This window comes from Parafrankia colletiae, from assembly GCF_001854655.1.
In the GTDB taxonomy this organism is placed as follows: domain Bacteria; phylum Actinomycetota; class Actinomycetes; order Frankiales; family Frankiaceae; genus Parafrankia; species Parafrankia colletiae.
The window spans coordinates 18833-38534 of the sequence record NZ_MBLM01000145.1 but is presented as its reverse complement, the minus strand read 5'-3'; the positions used below and the strand labels follow the sequence as shown (position 1 = coordinate 38534).

At 72.0% G+C, this 19702-nt stretch carries 18 protein-coding genes and 1 other RNA gene; 6 read left to right on the top strand and 13 right to left on the bottom strand.

All coding sequences use genetic code 11. The annotated features are described in order from the left end of the window. Nucleotides 1-507 carry an ArsI/CadI family heavy metal resistance metalloenzyme gene (locus CC117_RS25700; protein WP_071088532.1) on the bottom strand — a complete coding sequence of 169 codons (507 nt, stop codon included), beginning with the start codon at nucleotides 505-507 and terminating at the stop codon, nucleotides 1-3. Between the two features lie 98 nt (nucleotides 508-605). On the opposite strand from CC117_RS25700, the gene CC117_RS25695 reads away from it, so the two are divergent. Then, nucleotides 606-1004, top strand: a complete 399-nt coding sequence (locus CC117_RS25695) for an ArsR/SmtB family transcription factor (RefSeq protein ID WP_071088531.1) — start codon at nucleotides 606-608, stop codon at nucleotides 1002-1004. A gap of 7 nt (nucleotides 1005-1011) precedes the next feature. Here CC117_RS25695 and CC117_RS25690 read toward each other — a convergent pair whose 3' ends face one another. From CC117_RS25690 to ssrA, 3 genes are all read right to left on the bottom strand, one after another. Next, complete coding sequence (locus CC117_RS25690; protein WP_071088528.1) at nucleotides 1012-2286, bottom strand: MFS transporter; 1275 nt, start codon at nucleotides 2284-2286, stop codon at nucleotides 1012-1014. Between the two features lie 157 nt (nucleotides 2287-2443). Further along, the gene (locus CC117_RS25685) at nucleotides 2444-3367 is read right to left on the bottom strand and encodes a substrate-binding domain-containing protein (RefSeq protein WP_256385413.1); all 924 of its coding nucleotides are present in this window, start codon (nucleotides 3365-3367) and stop codon (nucleotides 2444-2446) included. Nucleotides 3368-3694: 327 nt separating this feature from the next. Further along, nucleotides 3695-4069, bottom strand: a transfer-messenger RNA (tmRNA) gene (gene ssrA / locus CC117_RS25680). A 290-nt stretch (nucleotides 4070-4359) separates the two neighbouring features. Between ssrA and CC117_RS25675 the strand changes: the two genes are divergently transcribed. Continuing rightward, nucleotides 4360-4830 carry a VOC family protein gene (locus CC117_RS25675; RefSeq protein ID WP_071088526.1) on the top strand — a complete coding sequence of 157 codons (471 nt, stop codon included), beginning with the start codon at nucleotides 4360-4362 and terminating at the stop codon, nucleotides 4828-4830. 73 nt (nucleotides 4831-4903) lie between these two features. Further along, nucleotides 4904-5824: a YoaK family protein gene (locus tag CC117_RS25665; protein WP_241830417.1), complete on the top strand. Its 921-nt coding sequence runs from the start codon at nucleotides 4904-4906 to the stop codon at nucleotides 5822-5824. Here CC117_RS25665 and CC117_RS25660 read toward each other — a convergent pair. The 4 genes from CC117_RS25660 to ftsE are packed head-to-tail and all read right to left on the bottom strand — an operon-like array spanning nucleotide 5778 to nucleotide 9388. Beyond that, the gene (locus CC117_RS25660) at nucleotides 5778-7163 is read right to left on the bottom strand and encodes a THUMP-like domain-containing protein (protein WP_071088521.1); all 1386 of its coding nucleotides are present in this window, start codon (nucleotides 7161-7163) and stop codon (nucleotides 5778-5780) included. The genes CC117_RS25665 and CC117_RS25660 overlap by 47 nt on opposite strands. Then, the gene (gene smpB, locus CC117_RS25655; RefSeq protein WP_018638655.1) at nucleotides 7163-7639 is read right to left on the bottom strand and encodes an SsrA-binding protein SmpB; all 477 of its coding nucleotides are present in this window, start codon (nucleotides 7637-7639) and stop codon (nucleotides 7163-7165) included. Before smpB ends, CC117_RS25660 begins: the two co-directional genes overlap by 1 nt. Nucleotides 7640-7697: 58 nt before the next feature. Continuing rightward, nucleotides 7698-8570, bottom strand: a complete 873-nt coding sequence (ftsX, locus tag CC117_RS25650; RefSeq protein WP_071088519.1) for a permease-like cell division protein FtsX — start codon at nucleotides 8568-8570, stop codon at nucleotides 7698-7700. Beyond that, on the bottom strand, nucleotides 8570-9388 hold the full coding sequence (gene ftsE, locus CC117_RS25645) for a cell division ATP-binding protein FtsE (protein WP_071088517.1): 819 nt from the start codon (nucleotides 9386-9388) through the stop codon (nucleotides 8570-8572). Before ftsE ends, ftsX begins: the two co-directional genes overlap by 1 nt. A gap of 227 nt (nucleotides 9389-9615) precedes the next feature. Between ftsE and CC117_RS25640 the strand changes: the two genes are divergently transcribed. Beyond that, the gene (locus CC117_RS25640; protein ID WP_071088515.1) at nucleotides 9616-9798 is read left to right on the top strand and encodes a hypothetical protein; all 183 of its coding nucleotides are present in this window, start codon (nucleotides 9616-9618) and stop codon (nucleotides 9796-9798) included. Nucleotides 9799-9885: 87 nt separating this feature from the next. Further along, nucleotides 9886-10551: an AAA family ATPase gene (locus tag CC117_RS25635; protein WP_071088514.1), complete on the top strand. Its 666-nt coding sequence runs from the start codon at nucleotides 9886-9888 to the stop codon at nucleotides 10549-10551. A gap of 38 nt (nucleotides 10552-10589) precedes the next feature. Here the strand turns inward: CC117_RS25635 and cobA are convergent, their stop codons facing one another. The 3 genes from cobA to prfB form a co-directional block, all read right to left on the bottom strand. After that, a complete protein-coding gene (gene cobA / locus CC117_RS25630) occupies nucleotides 10590-11366 on the bottom strand; it encodes a uroporphyrinogen-III C-methyltransferase (protein ID WP_071088512.1) in 777 nt (258 codons plus the stop codon). A 424-nt stretch (nucleotides 11367-11790) separates the two neighbouring features. Beyond that, the gene (locus CC117_RS25625) at nucleotides 11791-12660 is read right to left on the bottom strand and encodes a polysaccharide deacetylase family protein (protein WP_071088510.1); all 870 of its coding nucleotides are present in this window, start codon (nucleotides 12658-12660) and stop codon (nucleotides 11791-11793) included. A gap of 438 nt (nucleotides 12661-13098) precedes the next feature. Beyond that, on the bottom strand, nucleotides 13099-14199 hold the full coding sequence (gene prfB / locus CC117_RS25620) for a peptide chain release factor 2 (protein WP_071088583.1): 1101 nt from the start codon (nucleotides 14197-14199) through the stop codon (nucleotides 13099-13101). A gap of 1351 nt (nucleotides 14200-15550) precedes the next feature. Between prfB and CC117_RS25615 the strand changes: the two genes are divergently transcribed. Beyond that, the gene (locus CC117_RS25615) at nucleotides 15551-16621 is read left to right on the top strand and encodes a hypothetical protein (protein ID WP_071088508.1); all 1071 of its coding nucleotides are present in this window, start codon (nucleotides 15551-15553) and stop codon (nucleotides 16619-16621) included. A gap of 139 nt (nucleotides 16622-16760) precedes the next feature. Here the strand turns inward: CC117_RS25615 and CC117_RS25610 are convergent, their stop codons facing one another. Together CC117_RS25610 and CC117_RS25605 are read right to left on the bottom strand one after the other, a co-directional pair. Beyond that, on the bottom strand, nucleotides 16761-17249 hold the full coding sequence (locus CC117_RS25610) for a pilus assembly protein TadG-related protein (RefSeq protein WP_071088506.1): 489 nt from the start codon (nucleotides 17247-17249) through the stop codon (nucleotides 16761-16763). A gap of 11 nt (nucleotides 17250-17260) precedes the next feature. After that, nucleotides 17261-19612 carry a molybdopterin-dependent oxidoreductase gene (locus CC117_RS25605; protein WP_071088504.1) on the bottom strand — a complete coding sequence of 784 codons (2352 nt, stop codon included), beginning with the start codon at nucleotides 19610-19612 and terminating at the stop codon, nucleotides 17261-17263. Nucleotides 19613-19702: the final 90 nt, after the last annotated feature.

The following is a 19702-nucleotide window of genomic DNA, read 5'->3' as shown; positions in this document are numbered from 1 at the left end:
TCAGCGGGTCGCGCCGGCGGGGGCCGGTTCGATCGTCACCGTGGGAGCGCAGACCGGCCCGCAGTCACACGCGGAACCCGGACCGTCGCCCGGTTCGACGGTACGCAGCTGCGTGCCGGTGCTCTCAGCGATGTCGGCGAGCACCGTGTAGATCTCCCACGGCGCGCCGTCCGGGTCATCGACCCACACCTTGTCCTGCACCGCGTAACAGCAGGCGGTGTTCTCCTCGACCGCCGTGTCCAACCCGGCGCCCGAAAGCCGCGCGGTCGCGGCACCCACCTCGTCGGAGGACTCGACCTCGACCCCGAGGTGGTTCAGCGCACCGGCGACGCCGGCGCCGCGGGCGTCCGGGTTCTCGATCAGCACCAGCTTCAACGGCGGCACGTCGACGGCGAAGTTCGCGTACCCCGGCCGGCGCTTCGCCGGCGCGACTCCGAACAGCTTCGAGTAGAACTCCACCGCCGCGTCCACATCGGACACGTTCAACGCCAACTGCACCCTGGCCATCACAACCACCCATCACATCGACACTCGTCTATGTTGCTGACGAGCCGAGGATGGACGCAGACATAGACGCCTGTCAATAGCTGAGGCATGCTGGAGGCATGGCGACCACCACCGCAGCGGCGACCCTGCCGGTCCTCGGCGCGACGGCCGACAGCCCGCCGGGTCTCGCAGGGGCGATCTCGGCCTGTTGCACCCCGCTGTCCCGCGCACCGCTGTCCGCCGAGGAAGCCGACACCCTGGTCGCCGTCCTCAAGGCCATCGCCGTCCCCACCCGACTACGACTCCTGTCGATGATCTACGCCCGGGACGGCGGCGAAGCCTGCGTCTGCGAACTCACCGAACCCCTCGGCCTCACCCAACCCACCATCAGCCACCACCTCAAAGTCCTCGTCGACGCCGGCCTGATCACCCGCGACAAACGCGGCGTCTGGGCCTACTACCGCGCCGTCCCCGAAGCACTCGTTGCCCTCGCCGCCGTGTTCAGCCCACCCCAGTAGGCCCGGTTCAGGAGTGTGTGGGCCGACGGGCGCGAACCGGCTCCGAGCCAGGGGTTTTCCGCGTCGCCCACAGGAGCACTGTGAGCGCGAGCGCCATCCAGGCCGCGAGGTAGCCGAACGCGAACGTGGGTGAGGCCACCGTGTAGAGGAGCCCGGCGGCGACGCTGGCCGCGATGTTCCCGACCGCTTGCACGGTGGCGAGCAGTCCAAACGCCGACCCACGGATCTTCTCGGGAGCGAACACGGCGACCGCCGCGTGCTCCGCGGTCTCCGCGCACCCGATGCCGACCCCGGCCAGCACGAACGCGGCACCCAGCAGCCAGACCTGCGGCCCGGACACAGCGAACAGCAGGTAGGAGAGCAGGAACGCCGTCACGCCGGCGACCGTGACCAGCAGCGGCCCACGGCGGCCCAGCCGGTCGGAGACCCCTCCGGCGGGAAACGACGCGATCGTGGCAGCGACGTTGTAGGCGATGTACAGACCGATCGCGATCCGGGTGGCCGCGTCCGTGCCGTGGCCAGGGGCCAGCAGGTCGCTAGCCCGCAGGATCAGCAGGGTAGCAGCCACGTTGCCGACCTCGAAGGCGGTGAACCCGGCCAGCACCCGCCCGAGCTGCCCGCGCAACACCGGCCGGACCTGGAACCGCAGCCGGCGACGCTCACCGGCGCGGGGCAGCTTCGCCTGCCGGATCGCGTAGACGATCGCGACCGCGGCCAGCAACCCTGGAACAACTGACAGCAGCATCGCGGTCCGCACGCCGACCAGCGACACCAGACCGAGCGCGAGCAGCGGGCCCACGATCGCCCCAAGATTGTCCATGGTCCGCTCGAACCCGTAAGCCCGACCATAGGCGGCGGCAGGCACCACATCGGCAAGAAGCGCATTACGGGCCGGAACCCGCAGCCCCCGAGCCGCCCACGCCGCCCCACGCAACACCCCCGCCTGCACCGCCGACGTCGTCACCCCGATCAGCGCCGACAGCACAGCGGTAGTGGTATAGCCACCCACCGCGACCGTCCGGCGCCGCCGACGATCATCGGCCAGCGCACCCCCGACGAACCGGCCCGCACCAGCCAGCCCGTCCGAGATGCCCTCGATCACCCCCAGCGCGGCGGCCGGCGCACCCAGCGTCGAGGTGACGAAACCGGCCATCAGCGCGGTCGGCACCTCATGACCAACGTCGGCCAGGAAACTCGCCGTCCCGATCCCCCCCACCCCCGGGGTCAGCCACGGCCGACGACCAACCGACTCCTCCGGGGTACCGATCGCTGCTTCCGGCACCGATCCGGCCGCCGCCTCACTTTCCGCCTGCCTACGCACATAAGAAAGGAGACCGGATCAAGAGCCGCAGGTGCAGACTGTTCTTCCTCCCTCGCACCGCATATAATGATCTTCGGTGCGATCTGTGCTACCACTGTCCGCACCAACAACCGCAGGGCTATCCCTCGCGTGCACGGTCCGGGCCGACCGGCCGGACCGTGCCGGTGTGGGCGAGGTCATAGCCACCCAGTGCCGTGGCCGCTCGATGTAGGGCGGGGTCCCGCAGCGCGGTGAGCAGCGGCCGGGCCGCGCCCAACGCCTCCCGCCCGAGAGCGATCTCGTACGGCTCCCACAGCAGCGGGACGAACTCCAGCCCCAGATCCGCCAGCCCTGCCCGTACCCCCACCCCCACGTCGGCGATCCCCAGGGCGACCGCGAACGCGATCTCCATATGCGAGGACAGTTCCGGTCCGGCAACCGCGTCCGGGGCGATCCCCTCGGCAAGCAGCAGCTGATCAAGCAGTACCCGGGTCCCCGCCCCCATCTCGCGTCGGGCGACCTGCCGGCCGCCGATCCCAGCGACGGAGGCCAGCCCATGCGGATTACCAGCGGGGACGATCAGGCCCTGCTCGCGCCGCCACAGATGCAACAGGTACGGCTCCTCGCCGCCCAGCACCGCCCGCACGAACGCCTCGTTGTACACCCCGTCACGATGCCGTAGATGGATCACCGCGCCGTCAGCCTCACCCCGCGCGACCGCCCGCAGCCCGGGAAAACTCCCCCGCACCCCCACCGGCTCCACCAGCGCACCGAGCCGACCGAGCAGAACCCCCAACGCCGGATCGTCGCTGYCCGCCAGCCGGAATACCCGCTCCGGCTCCAACAGCCGCGCCGCCGCGATCGCACCATCCCCGGCGATCCGAGCCCGCCGCCGATCCGCCAGCGTGATCACCGCACCATCCGCCAGATACCGGTAGGCCCGCACCACCGTCGACGACGTCGTCCCCAGCACCCGCGCGTACTCCCGCACCCCCGGCAGTTCCGCACCCGCCGTCAGCTCCCCGGAGCGCACACGACACGCCAGATCATTTGCAATCTGCACATAACGGGCCACGGCCGACGACTGTACGACCCCAACCCAGAACGCCCTCAGCCCAATCACGCGGCGCCGAGCGCGATCATGCCCCGCTACGCGCTACTCACCGATTTACTCCGATCGGGCCGCAACGGGCCCGCACCAACTACACCTCGCGTTGACTGGCCAGCCGACCAACCCCCCGCAACTACTCCCCGTAACCAAGGTCCGCCGACACGTTTAGGGAATCGAACCAAACGATCAATGCCCCGACCTGGACATCTTCTATTCGATCAACCATCGGATCTCATAGATTTTACCTATTTGCCCAGGTCAGGGCATCGTTACTCATCGTGGTGGAGGTGGCGGGAATCGAACCCGCGTCCTCCGGCCCCGACACAGGGCTTCTCCGGGCGCAGCCTGCTTGTTTTTTCTCAGCCCCGCCGGTCCCGCAGGCAAGCCGGCGCAGGCTCAGCCGCTGTTAGATTTCCCGACTCACCCCGCGACCGGGTGGGACGGTGATCCTCCTGTCGACGCCAGATCCTGGGCCGGAGGAACTCCCAGGCTGACGGCTACTTGGTCTCTGCTCAGGCCGCGAGGGCGTAAGCGGAGGTAGCAGGCTGCGTCTTAGTGGCAGCTATTGTTTTGAACGGATCGTTTACGAGATAACCGCTCATCCTCGGCCCGCTTCCCCTGCCTCGACGTCCGGAGTCGAAGCCGGTCACCCCCTGGCTGTGTGACAACATCCTTACCCTACCGGAGCGCCGGCATGATGCCCGGCCTCCAGATGGTCCAACGACGACCACCACGCCGATGTTCCCACACGCCACCCGGACACCGCCACCGCGTTTCCGCCCGCGCCGCATCCGCGCCAGGGCCCGGACCCGACGGCCGGAGCCCATCGCCCTCGGGTCGACACCAGGAGGGGACGCCGGAGAGGGGCCCTACCGGGCGCGGAACATCCCCGACATCCCTATAGTTGAACGTTCAAGGATGTCGACGCGGAACCTGGAGGAGCCATGGAGATCAAGGAGCTCGGACATCTGGTGCTGTACGTGCGCAACCTCGAACGGTCGGCGGCCTTCTACCGGGATGTCCTGGGCTGGCCGCAGGTCTTCCCGGATCCGGCTGACCCCGAGGGCCTGCTCGGCTTCCCGGCCGCCGGGTTCTCCTCGGGGCGGACGCACCACGAGCTGCTGCTGATCGAGGTGGGTGAGGACGCCGCGGAGCTGCCTCGCGGACGTCGCGTCGGGCTGTACCACTTCGGGCTGAAGGTCGGCGACAGCGACGACGAGCTGCGCGCCGCACTGGAGCGGATCTCGCAGGCCGGAGTGCGGATCGCCGGCGCATCGGACCACACGGTGACGCACAGCCTCTACATCTACGACCCGGACGGGAACGAGATCGAGCTGTACGTCGACATGCCCGGCGTCGACTGGCGCAACAACCCGGCCCTGATCGCCGCGCCCATCCGTCCGCTGCGCCTCTGACCGGGCCGGGAAGGCGCCGGACGCCCGCGCGTCGGCCGGGGGCACCGGATGTGCCGGCCACGATACTCACCGGGTGCGCTCACTCGGCAGCCCTCGGCGCAGGCGCACCCGGCAGAGACGGAGACAGCGCGCGGCACGTACCACCGCGACTGCGGCCTGCGAGGGAGCCGCCGAGGGGGCGACCGCGACGGTCTCCCGCCACGCCGAGCGGCGGATCACCACGCTGCTGCTGACGATGACGGCGCTGACCGGCCTCATCGACTCGATGACCTTCCTCGGGCTCGGCGAGGTCTTCGTGGCGAACATGACGGGCAACGTCGCCGTACTGGGATTCTCGCTGGCCGGCGCCAGCGGTATCTCCGGTGTGCTCTCTCTGGACGCGCTGCTCTGCTTCGTGGCTGGCGCGCTGGTCGGCGGGCGGATCGGCACCCGTTTCGATCATCATGCCCGGCTGTGGCTGGGGACGGTGACCCTCGTACAGGCCGTGCTGGTCGCCACGGCGCTGATCTTCGCCGCGTTCCCGCTCAGCGAGGAGCTGCAGGTCGCGGTGGACGCCGGCGGCCGCCTGATCAAAACCCACTCCTCCCCCGCCGACTACATGCTGGTCTCGATGCTGGCCTTCGGGATGGGTCTGCAGCACGCGACGGCGCAGCGGCTGGCGAGGCCGGAGATTCCCACGAACGTGCTGACCACGACGATCACGACGTTCGCCATCCAGACCCGGCTCGGCGGTGGCCGCGGGTCGCGGGGGCTGCGGCAGCTGGCCGGTCCGGCCCTGCTGCTGGGCAGCGCGGCGGTGGGCGCACTGGGCTTTCTGCGGATGTCCACGCTGTTCCCGCTGATCTGCGGACTGGTGCTGGTGGCGACGAGCTTCGGGCTGGTCACCGCCCGGCCGGCGCTGGTCCAGGCTCATCCGCGGCGGGTGTCGGACCCTCCGCCGCCACCCCCTACACCCCCTCCGGCGCCTCCGCCTGCCCGGTCTGTGCGGCCGTGAGCTCGGTGCAGAGGATGGCCCAGGGGGCGTCACGCACCCTGGTCATGAGCACGGTCATCGCCGGGCCGTGCGGAACCAGGTGACGGCGGGCGGGCAGCAGCCGGCGGCGGATCGCGTCCACATCGCCCGCGAGGCCCCGGCGGCGGACGTCGAGCGCGCTGACGCCGGCGGCCCGCACGGCGGCGGCGACGCGCCGGACGTCGAACGCCATCTCGGCCTCGACCCGCAGTACCCGGGCGAACGGGGTGGCGACCGGGCGGTCGATGCCGAGGAACGCGATCCGCGGGTCGATCTGCCAGCCGTCGACCAGCCGGCCGAGAGTGCCGACGAGGCCTGCCCGGGTGACGGCCGGGCTGGGGTCGAGGATGAACGGGCCGGGCGGGCGCAGCGGGAGCCCGCCGGCCGGATCACCGGCGAGGGCATCGTCGGCGACGTCGCCGGAGCGGTCGCCGGAGCGGTCGCCGGAGCGGTCGCCGGAGCCGTCGGGCTCGCCCGTCAGCGTCGCCACCTCGCCGTTTCGCAGCAGGACGGTGGCGCGCCGGGGCGCCGTCCCCAGTGCGGGGGCGAAGAGCACGGATTCCTTCAGGCCCCGCCCGTCCGCGACGAACTCGATCTCCCAGCCGGGAGGCACGACATCCAGCCGCAGGCCGGGGGCGGCCTTGATGGCGACGGCCTCGACCCGGTCGGCCAGGGCGAAGCACCAGCCGAGCGGCGGTTCACTGGTGCCGGTGGCCATCCGCTGGTCGCCGCCGCGCCGCGCCGGGTCGACGAACAATCCCTCGACGCCGCGCAGATCGACCTCCCGGACGTCGGCCTCGCACGGCTCCACCCGGCCACGCTCACGGACGCCGGAACGGGAGACGGGGTCGACGGCGGCCGCCACCGCGGCGTTGTGGACGGCCATCCGCAGGTGCAGCGGATCTCGGTCGACGGCGAGGACGGGGTGCTCGGCGGCCAGGGCGATGAGGTCGCCGCCGATTCCGGTGCACAGGTCGGCAAGCCGGCCACGGCCGGCGAAGCGGGCGGCGCGGTGGGCTGCGGCGCGGTGCGACGACGCCTGCTCCAACCCGGGGCGGGTGAAGAACATCTGGTCGGCGGCGGGGAACTTCGCGGCCGCGCGGGACCGCAGCTCCGCCTGGCCGAACGCCGCCGCCACCAGCTCGGGCGGGTGGCCGGCAGCCCGCAGGCGGGTGCCGTCCGCGAGCTCGGACCCGCGGGCGAGGGCAGCGGCGGCCGTCGCGAGCAGCTCCGTGCCGAGCGGGCTGAGCAGCGCCTCGAAGGTGGTCAGCCGCGCGGCGGCGGCGTCGTCAACAGCGGCGGTGCCGCCGGCGGCGGTCATCAGCCGCGACGCTTGGCCTGCCGGCCCATGATCCGGGCCATCTCCCGGGTCGCGTCCCGCTCGGCGAGGGCGTGGCGCTTGTCGTAGTTCTTGCGCCCGCGGGCAAGGGCCACCTCGACCTTCGCCCGGCCGTCCTTGAAGTACAGCGAGAGGGGGACGATCGTGAGGCCGCCCTCCTGCGTCTTCCCGATCAGCTTCTCGATCTCGGCGCGGTGCATCAGGAGCTTGCGGCGCCGCCGCGGGGCGTGGTTCGTCCACGTCCCCTCGGTGTACTCCGGGATGTGCACGTTGTGCAGCCAGATCTCACCGTCGGCGATCTGGGCGAAGCCGTCGACCAGGGACGCCCGGCCGGCGCGCAGCGCCTTGACCTCGGTGCCCATGAGCACCACCCCGGCCTCGTAGGTGTCGAGGATGTCGTAGTCGTGGCGGGCGCGCTTGTTCTGCGCGATCAGTTTGCGCCCGGTTTCCTTCGGCACTGCCGTCAGCCCTGCTTCCCGTCCGTCGCACGGTCCGTCACACCATCGTGGGGCGCCGTCACGCCCGCAGGTGTCTGCGCAGCGCGACGGACGCCATGCCCGCCGCGGCCGTGACTCCGACGGCAAGCACTGTCGCGGCCGCCACCCACACCGCGTCCCATCCGAACAGTGGGAACATTGTCTGGCGGGCGAATCGTCCGTCCACCAGATATATCTTCGCCAGCACCAGAGCGCCCACTGCCAGGAGCCCACCCAGCAGGCCGGCGAGCGCGCTCTCCAGCATGAACGGCGCCCGGATCGCCGCGTTGGTCGCGCCGACCAGCCGCATGATCGCCGTCTCCCGCCGCCGTGCGTGGGCAGAGATTCTGATCATGGTGTAGATGAGCACGAACGAGGCCACGGCCTGCACGGCCGCCAGAACGAACGCGCCCAGGGTGAAGGCGTCGAGGAAACGGTACAGCGGGCCGAGCAGGGCACGCTGGTCCCGGACGGCCTCGACACCGTCGCGGCCAGTGTACGTCTCGACGATCACGGCGGCGTCCCGTGGATCGGTGAGCGCGAGCCTGAAGGACGCCGGGAGGTCGTCCGGCCCGACGCCCGCCACGACGTCCGGCGAGGTCCGGAAGTCGCGGCGGAACCGCTCGTAGACGTCCTGTTTGCTCTCGTAGGTGACGCCGACCACCAGCGGGTCGGCGGCGAGCTCGTCGCGCAGGGCCTGGCGGTCGGCGTCGTCGAGACCGTCCTGCAGGTCGACGACGATCTCGATCTGGTCGAGCAGGAAGTCGTCCACGGTGTGCGCCTGGGCACGCAGCAGCAGACCCGCGCCGAGCATCGCGAGACAGATCGTGACGGTGACGACCACCGCGCAGGTCATCGCGACGTTGCGGCGCAGGGTGGTGACCAGCGCGGCGAGCAGGGGACCGGGGCGCATCAGCCTGCTTCCCGGCCCGTGGGCGCCGGCGCCTGCACGCGGGGGCGTTGTGCGGGTACGTCGAGCGGGCCGGTGCTCGCGGGTGTGTCGAGTGGGCCGGTGTCGATGTCGGGGCTGGTCTCGGACGGGCCGTCGGGGTTGTCGTAGCCACCGCGGCGCTCGTCGCGGACGAGCAGACCGGCGTCCAGCTCCAGGACCCGCAGGCGCATGGCGTCGACGAGCCCGGCGTTGTGTGTCGCCATCAGGATGGTGGTGCCGGCCTGGTTGATGTCGTCCAGCAGGTCCATGATCTCGGCACTGGTGGCGGGGTCGAGGTTGCCGGTCGGCTCGTCCGCCAGCAGGACCTGGGGATGCCCGACGAACGCCCGGGCGATGGCGACCCGCTGCTGCTCCCCACCGGAGAGCTCATCGGGGAACCGCTTCTCCTTGCCGGTGAGACCGACCAGCTCCAGAACCTCGGGGACCACAGCACGGACCACATGACGCGGACGCCCGACGACGTCGAGCGCGAAGGCCACGTTCCCGGCCACCGTCCGGTCCGGCAGCAGCCGGAAGTCCTGGAACACACAGCCGACGGTGCGACGCAGCAGCGGAACCTTTCGGTCCGGGATCCGGGCGACGTCGCGCCCGGCGACCTCGACCAGCCCCGTCGTCGCGCGCTCCTCCCGGAGCAGCAGGCGCAGCAGCGTCGACTTCCCGGAGCCCGAGGGGCCGACCAGGAACACGAACTCGCCCGCACCGATCTCGGTGCTGACGTCGCACAGCGCCGGCCGGCTTCCCACGGCGTAGCGCTTGGTCACGGAGGCGAGCCGAATCACCTGGACCTCCCTTACCCACCCGTCGGACCCATCACGATACGTAGTCGGATGGGTGAGGTCCCGCACCGTCGCCCGCGCGCGTCCACGATCGTCGGGTTCACGGCACGCAGTGCGGCGGCGAACGACATCGACCGGGCGTACGGTGGAGGTGTCGTATCGCGTCCAGCCGGTGACGGGCCCTCCTCGGTGCCCGCCGGTCGCCGGGCCGGGCCGAAGGAGGACGGCACATGTGCTGCGAAGACCTGGTCTGTGCGAGATGCGCTGCTCCGGTCGCCGAAGGGCGTTGCCCCTCATGCCGTGCTGCGCGCGAATCCCTGCACCACTCGTCCTTCACGATCTCCCCGCAGCTGCTGATGGCGCTGTGCGCCGTCCTGCTGGCACTGCTGGTCCTGGCCGGCTACCGCATCTGAGGCCGCTTGCAGCCGCTTCGCCGCGGGTCAGCGCGGCCACCGTCACCGTCCGTGCCGAAACCGATGTCCGCGCCCGGTTCTAGCAGCGTGCCGGGCGGTCCCGCACCGCTGTCCGCCCCTCGACCGCCGGGTGGGGGCGCAGACGAGCACCCGAACACGGCCACGCCCGGCGACGCCGGCTGGGTTCTTGCGGTCCCCGCCGGCGGGATCCTGCTCGTCGCCGGCATTCCGGGCGCGGGGAAGAGCACCCTCATCCAGCGCGTGTTCCCCGCCGACCCGACGGCTGACCTGCCGGCCGGGGCCGGTTCCGGGCCGGTGGTGCTGGACTCGGCGCAGGTGCGGGCGCTGCTGGCCCGCCGGCTGGGGCGGATTCCCTACGTCCTGTACCGCCCGGTCGTCCACACCGTGCACTACTGGCGCATCGCCGCATGGACCGTCGGTCCACGGCGCGATCTGGTCATCCACGAGTGCGGCACGCGGACATGGGCCCGGCGTACCGTCGCCCTGCTGGCGCGGATACGCGGGCGGCCCGCGTACCTGGTCTTCCTGGAGACGCCGCCGGCCGCCGCCCTGGCCGGGCAGCACCAGCGCGGGCGGGTGGTCCCGCACCGGTCCTTCCAGCGGCACGAACGGTCGGCGGAACGCATGCGCACCGCGCTGCGGAACGGCTCACTGACCGCCGAAGGATGGGCCTGCGCCCGCGGCATCACCCGTGACGAGGCGGCCCGCCTGACCCGGATCAGCTTCGACTGACTCCGCCCGGTTCGGGCACGGCGTCGGGGCCGGGGCCGCTACTGCTCGGGGTCGGCGTCGGGTACCCGGCTCAGGCCGAGGCTTCCGTGCAGCCCGACGACCTCGCCGATCACGATCACCGCGGGCGAGGAGATCCCGGCGTCCTGCGCGAGCCCGGTGATCTCCTTCAGTGGGCCGGTGACGAGCCGTTCCCGGCTGGTGCCGCCATCCTGGATCACCGCTGTCGGGGTCTGCGGGGATCGCCCACGCTTGATCAGTTCGGCGCTGATCCTGGGCAGTGCCGCGACGCCCATGAGGATCACCAACGTGCCGGGCCCGGAGGCGAGCGCGTCCCAGTCGGCGGTCGAGCCGGGGTGGGACGGGTCGACGTGCCCGCTGACGATCGCCACATCCTGGGTGATCCCGCGATGGGTGACCGGGATCCCGGCCATCGCGGGCACAGCCACCGCGCTCGTCACCCCCGGGACGACCTCGCAACGCACCCCGGCCGCGGCACAGGCCAGTGCCTCCTCGCCGCCACGGCCGAAGACGAACGGATCGCCGCCCTTGAGACGGACCACGCCGCGGCCACGCAGAGCCTGCGCCACGATCAGAGTGTTGATCTCCGTCTGGGTGAGGTTGTGTCCGTGCGGCGCCTTGCCGGCGTCGACGATCTCAGCACCCGGCCGCACCTCGTCGAGCAGCTCGGCCGGTGCCAGGCGGTCGACCACCACCACATCGGCGCGCCGGAGCAGGCGCAGCCCGCGCAGCGTGATCAGATCGGCCCGGCCCGGCCCGCCGCCGACCAGCGCGACCCATCCGCCCGGTGTCTCCACACGCCCACCCCCACCTCGCCTGCTGGCGCCGCCTGCCTGACCGCGGCCTTGTGTCCCGCCTGGTCAGTGTCCGTCCTGACCCCGGTCGGCTGCGAACGGTCGTGACAAGCCGGGCAGTTTCGCCGCCGCCCGGCCGCGCGTCAGTCGGGCGTGGGCAGACCCGGGGCCCGGCCCGCGCCCCGCGCCCGGCCCGCGCGCCGGGCGCGGGGCGGGGGTGATCCGGAGACCCGGCGGAGGCCGAGCGGTGGCACCCGATGCCACCCTCGGGCGTCGCTCGGCACTTCCGGGCGGCGCGGGCGCGGGATCAGCACGCGGAACGCCCATGGAGGATTCCGAGCCGCAGCGGAATATTCAGGATGACGGTTGGAAAGACCCCCGGCCAGCCGCCGGCGGGAGGCCTGCTGGCTTCACCACGCGAAAGCCGTCAGGCGGTTTCCACGCCGAGGCGCCAACGGATCGACCGATACGCACGCCACCCGGCACTGAGTTTGCGGCGGGCGGCCAGTGCCGCGTCGCGATGCCCCTCGGTGACCAGGCGAATAATGTCAGCGGCACCCACGGAACGACCGACGATGAGCCGGCTCACCTGGAAACGGGACCGACTGCGCCGGTGTATGCGGTATCCCATCTCGCACGCCGACGCGAAACCGGCGCTTTCGACAATCCGCCGGACACCGGGTGAATGGTAGCCGAACGGATAGCAGAAACTGCTCGGACGGTGACCGGTCTCCTCGGCGATGGTGCGCATGCTCGCGGTGACGTCGTAGCGCGCGATGGCGGGCGGGACGACGTCGAGCTCGACGTGCCGGTGCCCGGCGGCGCCGATCTCGATCCCACGGTCGGTCAGCGCGGCGAGGCTCGGCCAGTCGAGCAGGGCCAGCTCGCGCTCCGCGTACGGCTCGAGCCAGCGGGCCCRCTGCCCGACGTACGCCGTCGGCACGTACAGGGTCGCTCCGGCGCCGAACTCGGCAAGCACGGGAAGCGCCCTGGTCACGAAATCCTCGAAGCCGTTGTCGAAGGTGACGGCGACCTGGCGCTCCCGCGGGTTCGCGAGCGCGTCGGAGAGGCTGGTGATGGTGTAGCCATGCTCGGCGAGGCTGCCGAGCTGCTCGACGAGGGCGCCTGCCGGTACCTCCCACCTGCGGAACGACGGGACGGAGCAGTCACCGATGCTGTGGTACACCAGCACCGGGAGCACGGCCCTCGACGGCCCGGGGGCCGAGTCCTCCGCAGTGGTGCCGTGATGCCACGTTCCACCCGGTGACGCCGCCATGGCCGTCGACATGCCGGTCATCGGTCGTCACGCCTCGATGCGACTACCGTGAGTTCGGACATTCCACCCGCCGTCTCGTCGATGAAGCTCGTTCGGCAGCACGTGGGACGACAGTACTTCGACCTGGTGCGCTTCGAAGGACGAAACCGCGAATCCACGTGGTGCCCCCATCCCCACGCCGCGGCCGACGGGAGCCAGGAACCACGTCGCGCGGCGGCGCCGAACGGAGCGTCACTCTACACGCGCGCGGACGATGAGCCAATCCCTCGATGTCCGTCCCGGCAGGGTGGAGCGCAATGGTCCGGTTGATGACCCGAACTGCGGAAGATTTTTCTCTTACGCGAAGCGGTCCGCTCGTTTCAGTCGCGTGCCGGCGGGTAAACCGCGCCGACTTCTTTCCGGCCATTCCCCGGCGACCGCTATTGCCGAATCAGGCCGGGGAACAGCCGGAAAATCCGGTCATGCGTCCTTTTCGGCAGCCCTGCGCCACCTGATCTCGCCGTCAATGAAGTCGTCGATGTCGCCGTCGAGAACCGCACCGGTGTTGGACGTCTCGACCTCGGTGCGCAGGTCCTTCACCATCTGGTACGGGTGCAGCACGTAGTTCCGGATCTGCGACCCGAACGAGACGTCCTGCGGCCCGCCGGTGAGGCGCTGCTTCTCCGCCGCCTCCTGGGCTCGGCGCCGCTCCAGCAGCTTGGCCTGCAGGACCATCATCGCCGCGGCCTTGTTCTGCAGCTGGCTGCGCTCGTTCTGGCACGTCACCACGATGTTGCTCGGCAGGTGCGTGATCCGCACGGCCGAGTCGGTGGTGTTGACGCCCTGCCCGCCGGGCCCGGAGGACCGGAAGATGTCGATCCGCAGTTCCTTCTCGTCGATGTCGACGTGGTCGGAGACCTCGACGGCCGGCGTCACCTCGACACCGGCGAAGGACGTCTGGCGGCGGTTCTGGTTGTCGAAGGGCGAGATCCGCACCAGCCGGTGGACGCCGTGCTCGCTGCGCAGCGTCCCGTAGGCGTAGGGGCACTTGACCTGGAAGGTGGCCGACTTCAGGCCCGCCTCCTCCGCCTCGGAGGTGTCGAACACCTCCGTCGAGTAGCCGTGCCGCTCGGCCCAGCGCAGGTACATCCGGAGCAGCATCGCCGTCCAGTCGGCGGCGTCGACCCCGCCGGCGCCGGCCGAGAGCTGGATGATCGCGTCGCGCTCGTCGTACTCCCCGGACAGCAGGGTGCGGACCTCCAGCGCGGAGATGTCCCGCGCGAGCGCGGGCAGACCCTCCGCGGCCTCGGCGAGCAGGTCGTCGTCACCCAGGTCGAGGGCGGCGATGAGGTCGTCGAGGCGGCGCCGCAGGCCTTCGACCCGGGCGATGTCCCCCTTGACCGAGGAGAGGCGCCTGGTGACGCTCTGGGCCCGGACCTGGTCGCTCCACAGGTCGGGATCCGCCGCCTCCTGCTCCAGATCCTGGGCACGACGACGCAGACCTTCGATGTCGAGCACAGTCTCGATGCCTGCCAGCGTCGCGTCGAGAGTCTTGATCTCCTCGGAAAGGTCGACGGCCATGGTGGCCAGCCTACCGGCGAGCACCGGTGGGCCCGCAGACGGTTGATCCGCAGACCGCGCCCCGCTCCCCCTGCCGGTCGGGCCGGGGGCCGGGGGCCGCTCGGCACGGGTGGTCAGGCACCTCCGGCGGGACGTCCGGACTCCCCCGGACACGCTCTCCGGCCCCCCGCTGAGGAACCCTCCGGAGACCACGGACCGGGCATCACCGACGGGATCCGTCCTGTCGGCGCGGACAACCGCGGGCCAACCACCAGTCAGGGCACGGCGAGTCACCTGCCRACAGCATTCCGGAACGGGTCCTCCGGGCCCCGCCGGCCGGCGCCCCGGGTACGACGGCCGAGCCGCTCCGACAGCGGGACGGAGCCTCCCGGGACGGACGGCCGGCGGGCGGTGGACCCGGTCCGCGCCAGGTCGGGTGGCTCCTCACCAGGCAGGTTCCCACCGCCAGACGGCGCCCGTGGGCACCCGCACCGCCCCGGGCGGCGCTGGCCGCGCACCTGTCCGAGCAGCTTCACCACGCGGATCTCCAGGTCACCAGAAAGAAACATGCAACGGCACCGTGAAATGTACGGTTAACATCTGGCCGGCCAGGCGACGACTAGCAAGTGAAATGGCACGAGATGTTTCGCGGGAGACATCCGGCGAGGTGCGTTCCACATCACGCCCCGCACCCGAACCGCTCCCGAGGCAGCCGGAAGCGATATCGTCGTTTCCGTCGCGGAGTGGTGAGACGCGGAGCCTTCGATTCGGCTCGGCGGGCGACCCGAATCGTTCGGGTGGCCTTCCGGCCGGCCGCGGGCGCCGCACGGCACGGCGGAGTTCCGTGCCCAGGGACGACGACGTCCACGGGCCCCGGGCCGCCGTGCGGCTGTACTGGCGGGGGCCCGCACCGCGGCGAGCCTGCACTGGCGCAGGTGGCCTTTGCCTGGTGGGCTTCTGCGCACCGGCTCCGGGCAATGACGCCCTGGCGGCACTGCGGCCGCCCGATCGGGCCCGGCATCGTCGCTGATGCCGTCCACAGGTTCGCCCTGTTGTTCGACGCACACGGACCACGACATCGCACTGGCGGGCCCACCGCCGGTGTTCGGCGTCGTTGTCACCCCGCCACGGCCAGCACCGCGGCGGCGGACAACGGCACCGCGGCAGACGACACAGCACCAGCAACAGACGTGAGGTCAGCGGATATGCGCACCCGCAACAGCCGGCAACCGATGGCCGGTGGATACCCGGCCGGGCCCGGACGAACTGTTTGCGAATGTCAGGGGTGTCATTTCTCCAGGCAGCGCCGTCCCGGCCCGGGTCTGGCGCGTCTGGCGGCTTTCCCGCAGACGGTATCGGTCACGTGGTCCCGATGACAGCGGAAAGCACCGGAACAGCGGCCCACGACACGGCCGCGGGCCTGCACGACGCCTGCCTGGCCTCGTTGCGCGCCGCGGTCGCCAACTACGAGACCGTCGACCTGGCTGTCACGGCCGCCGCTCTCGAACCACTGGAAGAGACCACGAAGACCATCCCGCAGCAGTACCGCCTGCGGGGACGTCCAGCCATCGACTGGATGTGGCTGCACGCCGCTGTGACCACCGCCGCCGCGGCCGCCGCCTACGACCGGGGCCAGCACGCCAGGGCCGCGAGCCGGGCAGACCGCGCCGCCTCCCTGGCCCGTGCGGCCGGGGACGGCCCGCTGGCCGCCCGCGCGTTGGCGCTGCGGGCCCGGGTGGTGCGCCCGCACAGCCCGGCGGTGGCCCTGCAGATCGCTGGCTCGGCGGCGCGGATCGCCGGTCGCAGCCCCACCCGCGCACTGATCTCCGGCAAGGTCGCAAGCAGCGCCTGCGCGGCCGCCGGCGACGCGGCCGGTGTCCGGGACTCGGTCGCCCGTGCCTGGGCGACCATGGCGGAGCTCGGCGAGGAGGCGCACGGCCGCCCCGGCTTCAGCCTGGACACCTACTCACCGGCCGATCTCGCCCTCGCCTGCGCGGAGGCGCTCACCACCGTCGGCGCCGCCGACGAGGCGACTCCGTACCTCGAGCGGGCGGCGTCACTCATCGCGCGCAGCGGGCAGACCGGCATGATCGTCTCGGTGCGGATGGCGCAGTCACGCGCCGCCGTCGCCCGGGCGTTCCCCGACCGCGACGAGGCGATCGAGCACGCCTCCGAGGCGGTCGCGCTCGCCGCGCGCCGTCCGGCCGAGTGGGTGGCCCGCCTCGTGCGGGATGTCTCCGACCTCGCCGAGATCCGCACCGGCCACGGCTTCGACGACCTGGTCGCGGTCACCGCGGGCTGGATCGCCGCCCCCGAGTCCCTGCCGCCGGGCAGCGGCTGTGCCGCCGACTTCGCCGCGATGCCCCGATCCAGCGGGCTGAGCACTGTTCCCGCCCCTCGGCGGGCACGTGCCTCCTGCCAGGGCGGCGTCGACGAACTCTGACCGTCGACGCGGAGACCGGCCGGCCTGGTCGGCCGACTGGCCGACTGGCCGACTGGCCGACTGGCCGACTGGCCGACTGGCCGACTGGCCGACTGGCCGACCATAGGACCGTTGCCAGCGTCAGGGCTCCGGGCCCACGTCAGGGTTCGGTGGGGAGCCTGACGCGGGCCTGTGCCTGGGCGCCCGCCCGCACGGTGATCGGACCGACGCCCAGGAAGCTCACCACGGGCAGCTTCACCACCCGGCTGCCCTCGACCCGCACCGTGGCCTCGTCGACGAGGTCGGCGGCAAGTGCGGTGCGGCCGGACGGATCCGCCCGGGTCTCGTAGTCCGCGACCGTGTCCTCGATGTCAGCCAGCGGCAGCGCGGTGTAGTCCTCGCCCGCGGTGTAGATCGCGTTCTCGTCGATGCGCTGGACGGCGGCCAGCGCCGCGCCGTCAGCCGCCGACGCCACCGACCGGCGCGCCAGGTAGACCACCGAGACGTCGGTGACGACCACGGCCAGCATCGCCGCCAGCATCAGGTAACCGAGCGTCAGGATCAGGATCGTCCCGCCGTCGGACGGAGCTCCGCCCGTGCCCTCGGGACGCCCTGCGGACTCCGCCCGTCCGACGTGCGCACCGGTCACCGCCCGCGGCCTCAGTCCGCCGGGATGACCCGCACCGGAATGCCGTTGAGCACGGCGTTACCGGAGAGCAGATCGACCCGCGAGCCGTCGGTCAGGATGTTCGTGTTCACGCCCGCGTGGTCCGCCGCGACCGACATCCGGGTGCCGTCCAGGCCGTGGCCCCAGCCGTGCGGGAGGCACACCACCCCGGTCATCATCTCGTCGCTGACCTGCACCGCGACGTCCAACGAGCCGGCGGCGGACGTGATCCGCGCGGATCCGCCGTCACGTACCCCGCGGCGGGCGGCGTCCTGCGGGCTGATCAGCAGGGTGCAGCGGTTCCGGCCCTTGGCCAGCGCCGGGACGTTGTGCATCCAGCTGTTGTTCGTCCGCAGGTGGCGCCGCCCGATCAGGGCGAGCTCCGCCTCGTCCGGCGCGTCCGTCCGGTCGAGGGTGGCGCGCAGCCGGGCGAGCTCGGCCAGAACGGGCTCGGGGCACAGCTCGACGGTGCCGCTGGCGGTCCGCAGCAGGGTCGGGATCCGCGGTTCGAGCGGGCCGAGGTCGATCCCGTGCGGGTTCGCCAGCAGGGTGGCCAGCCGCAGGCCGTCCGGCCGGGCCCCGAACGCGTCGCCGAAGTGCCCCGTGCGCAGGGCCACGTCCAGCAGGCGTTCCGGGACGGTCTCCCCGTCGACGAGAGCGCGCAGTTCGGCGACGTCCCGCCCGCGGACGGGTGAGCCGGCGTCGCTGGTCGCGCGGCGCAGGGCGTCGACGATCAGGCTCTCGTGGAAGGCCTCGACCTCGTCCGCGCTCGGCACGCCGGCAGGCCCGGCAGGCCCGGCAGGCCCGGCAGGATCTTCGGCAGGCGAGGCGTCGAGCGTGCGGGCGATGAGGGTCAGACGGGCCATGATGTCGTGCTCGGCCATCCCGCCGGGATCGGGCGGCAGCACCGGCGGCGAGTAGGTCGCCACCGTCCGGACGGCCAGCGCACCGAGGCTGAAGTCGTAGTGCCCGACCCTGGCCGCGTCGGTGGGCGGAAGCACCACGTCGGCATGCCGGGACGTCTCGTTGAGGTACGGGTCGACGCTCACCATGAAGTCCAGCTGCGCCAGCGCCGCGGCCAGCCGGGCGGAGTCGGGCGTGGACAGCGCAGGGTTCCCCGCGACGGTGAACAACGCCCGCAGCTGACCCTCGCCCGGCGTGTCGATCTCCTCGGCGAGCGAGGCGGACGGGAGCTCGCCCATCGCCTCGGGCAGCCGGCGCACCCGGGTGTGCCAGCGCCCGGTACCCCACCCGCGGCCCACGCCCCGCTGGCCGGACGGCACCCTGTCCGCACGGCCGTGCGCGCCCCGGCCGAACATCATCCCGCCCGGCGCGTCCAGGTTGCCGGTGATCACGTTCAGGACGATCGTCAGCCAGCTCGTGAGCCCGCCGAACTCGACCGTCGTGGTGCCCATCCGGCCGTAGACCGCCGCTCGCGGCGCCGCGGCCAGTTCCCGGGCGGTGCGCCGGGTCGTCTCGGCGGGGATTCCGCACCGGGCTTCGACCGCCTCCGGCGTGAACGGGCCCGCGAGGTCGAGCACCTGCCGCAGCCCTGTCACCTGGTCCGCCAGCCGCCCAGGCCGGACGAGGCCCTCCGCGGCGAGCACGTGGACGAGCGCGAGCAGCCACAGCGCATCCGACCCGGGCCGGATCGGCAGGTGCTCGTCGGCGAGTTCCGCGGTGCGGGTCCGCCGCGGGTCCACCACGACGACCTTCCCGCCCCGGGCCCGGATCGCGGCGAGCCGGCCGGGGAAATCCGGCGCCGTGCACAGACTGCCGTTGGAGACGGCCGGATTCGCCCCCAGAATCAGCAGATGATCGGTGCGGTCCAGATCTGGCACCGGGATCAGGGACGGATGGCCGAAAACCAGCCCGCACGCGACATGCATCGGCATCTGGTCCACCGTCGAGGCGCTGAACAGGGCCCTGGTCCGCAGCGCGCGTATGAGCGATGGCCGGTGCTGGGCACCGGCCATCGTGTGCGCGTTCGGATTACCGAAATAGAGCCCGACCACGGCCGGTCCGTAGCCGCCGACCACCCGGCTCAGCCCGGCCCGGACGGCGGCGAAAGCCTCGTCCCAGCTCACCTCGCGGTGCTCGCCGGTCGCCCGGTCACGCAGCAGCGGGCGGCGCAACCGGTCGGGATCGTTGAGCAGCGCCGGCAACGACGCGCCTTTAGGACAGATGAAACCGCGGCTGAAGACGTGCTTCGCGTCGCCGCGGGCTGATGCGACCCGACCGTCCGAGATCCGCAGTTCCAACCCGCAGGTCGCCTCGCACAGCGGACAGATCCGCAGGGCGGTGACCGATCCGGTCGACGTGTTCGGCCCCGGTTTCGTGGTCATGCCCGGCAGGATCGCATATTCCGGACGGGCCCGCGCGCTCCGGCCCCGCCGCCTGCGCCGATACCGCGCCGGGCGGCGAACCTGGCCTGG

Bases quoted from the DNA above. Each gene is read 5' to 3' on its own strand.
- CC117_RS25660 (WP_071088521.1), bottom strand. From the start codon at position 7,163: ATGACCGCCGCCGGCGGCACCGCCGCTGTTGACGACGCCGCCGCCGCG.
- CC117_RS25695 (WP_071088531.1), top strand. From the start codon at position 606: ATGGCGACCACCACCGCAGCGGCGACCCTGCCGGTCCTCGGCGCGACG.
- CC117_RS25605 (WP_071088504.1), bottom strand. From the start codon at position 19,612: ATGACCACGAAACCGGGGCCGAACACGTCGACCGGATCGGTCACCGCC.
- prfB (WP_071088583.1), bottom strand. From the start codon at position 14,199: ATGGCCGTCGACCTTTCCGAGGAGATCAAGACTCTCGACGCGACGCTG.
- CC117_RS25675 (WP_071088526.1), top strand. From the start codon at position 4,360: ATGGAGATCAAGGAGCTCGGACATCTGGTGCTGTACGTGCGCAACCTC.
- CC117_RS25615 (WP_071088508.1), top strand. From the start codon at position 15,551: ATGACAGCGGAAAGCACCGGAACAGCGGCCCACGACACGGCCGCGGGC.
- CC117_RS25640 (WP_071088515.1), top strand. From the start codon at position 9,616: ATGTGCTGCGAAGACCTGGTCTGTGCGAGATGCGCTGCTCCGGTCGCC.
- ftsX (WP_071088519.1), bottom strand. From the start codon at position 8,570: ATGCGCCCCGGTCCCCTGCTCGCCGCGCTGGTCACCACCCTGCGCCGC.
- CC117_RS25700 (WP_071088532.1), bottom strand. From the start codon at position 507: ATGGCCAGGGTGCAGTTGGCGTTGAACGTGTCCGATGTGGACGCGGCG.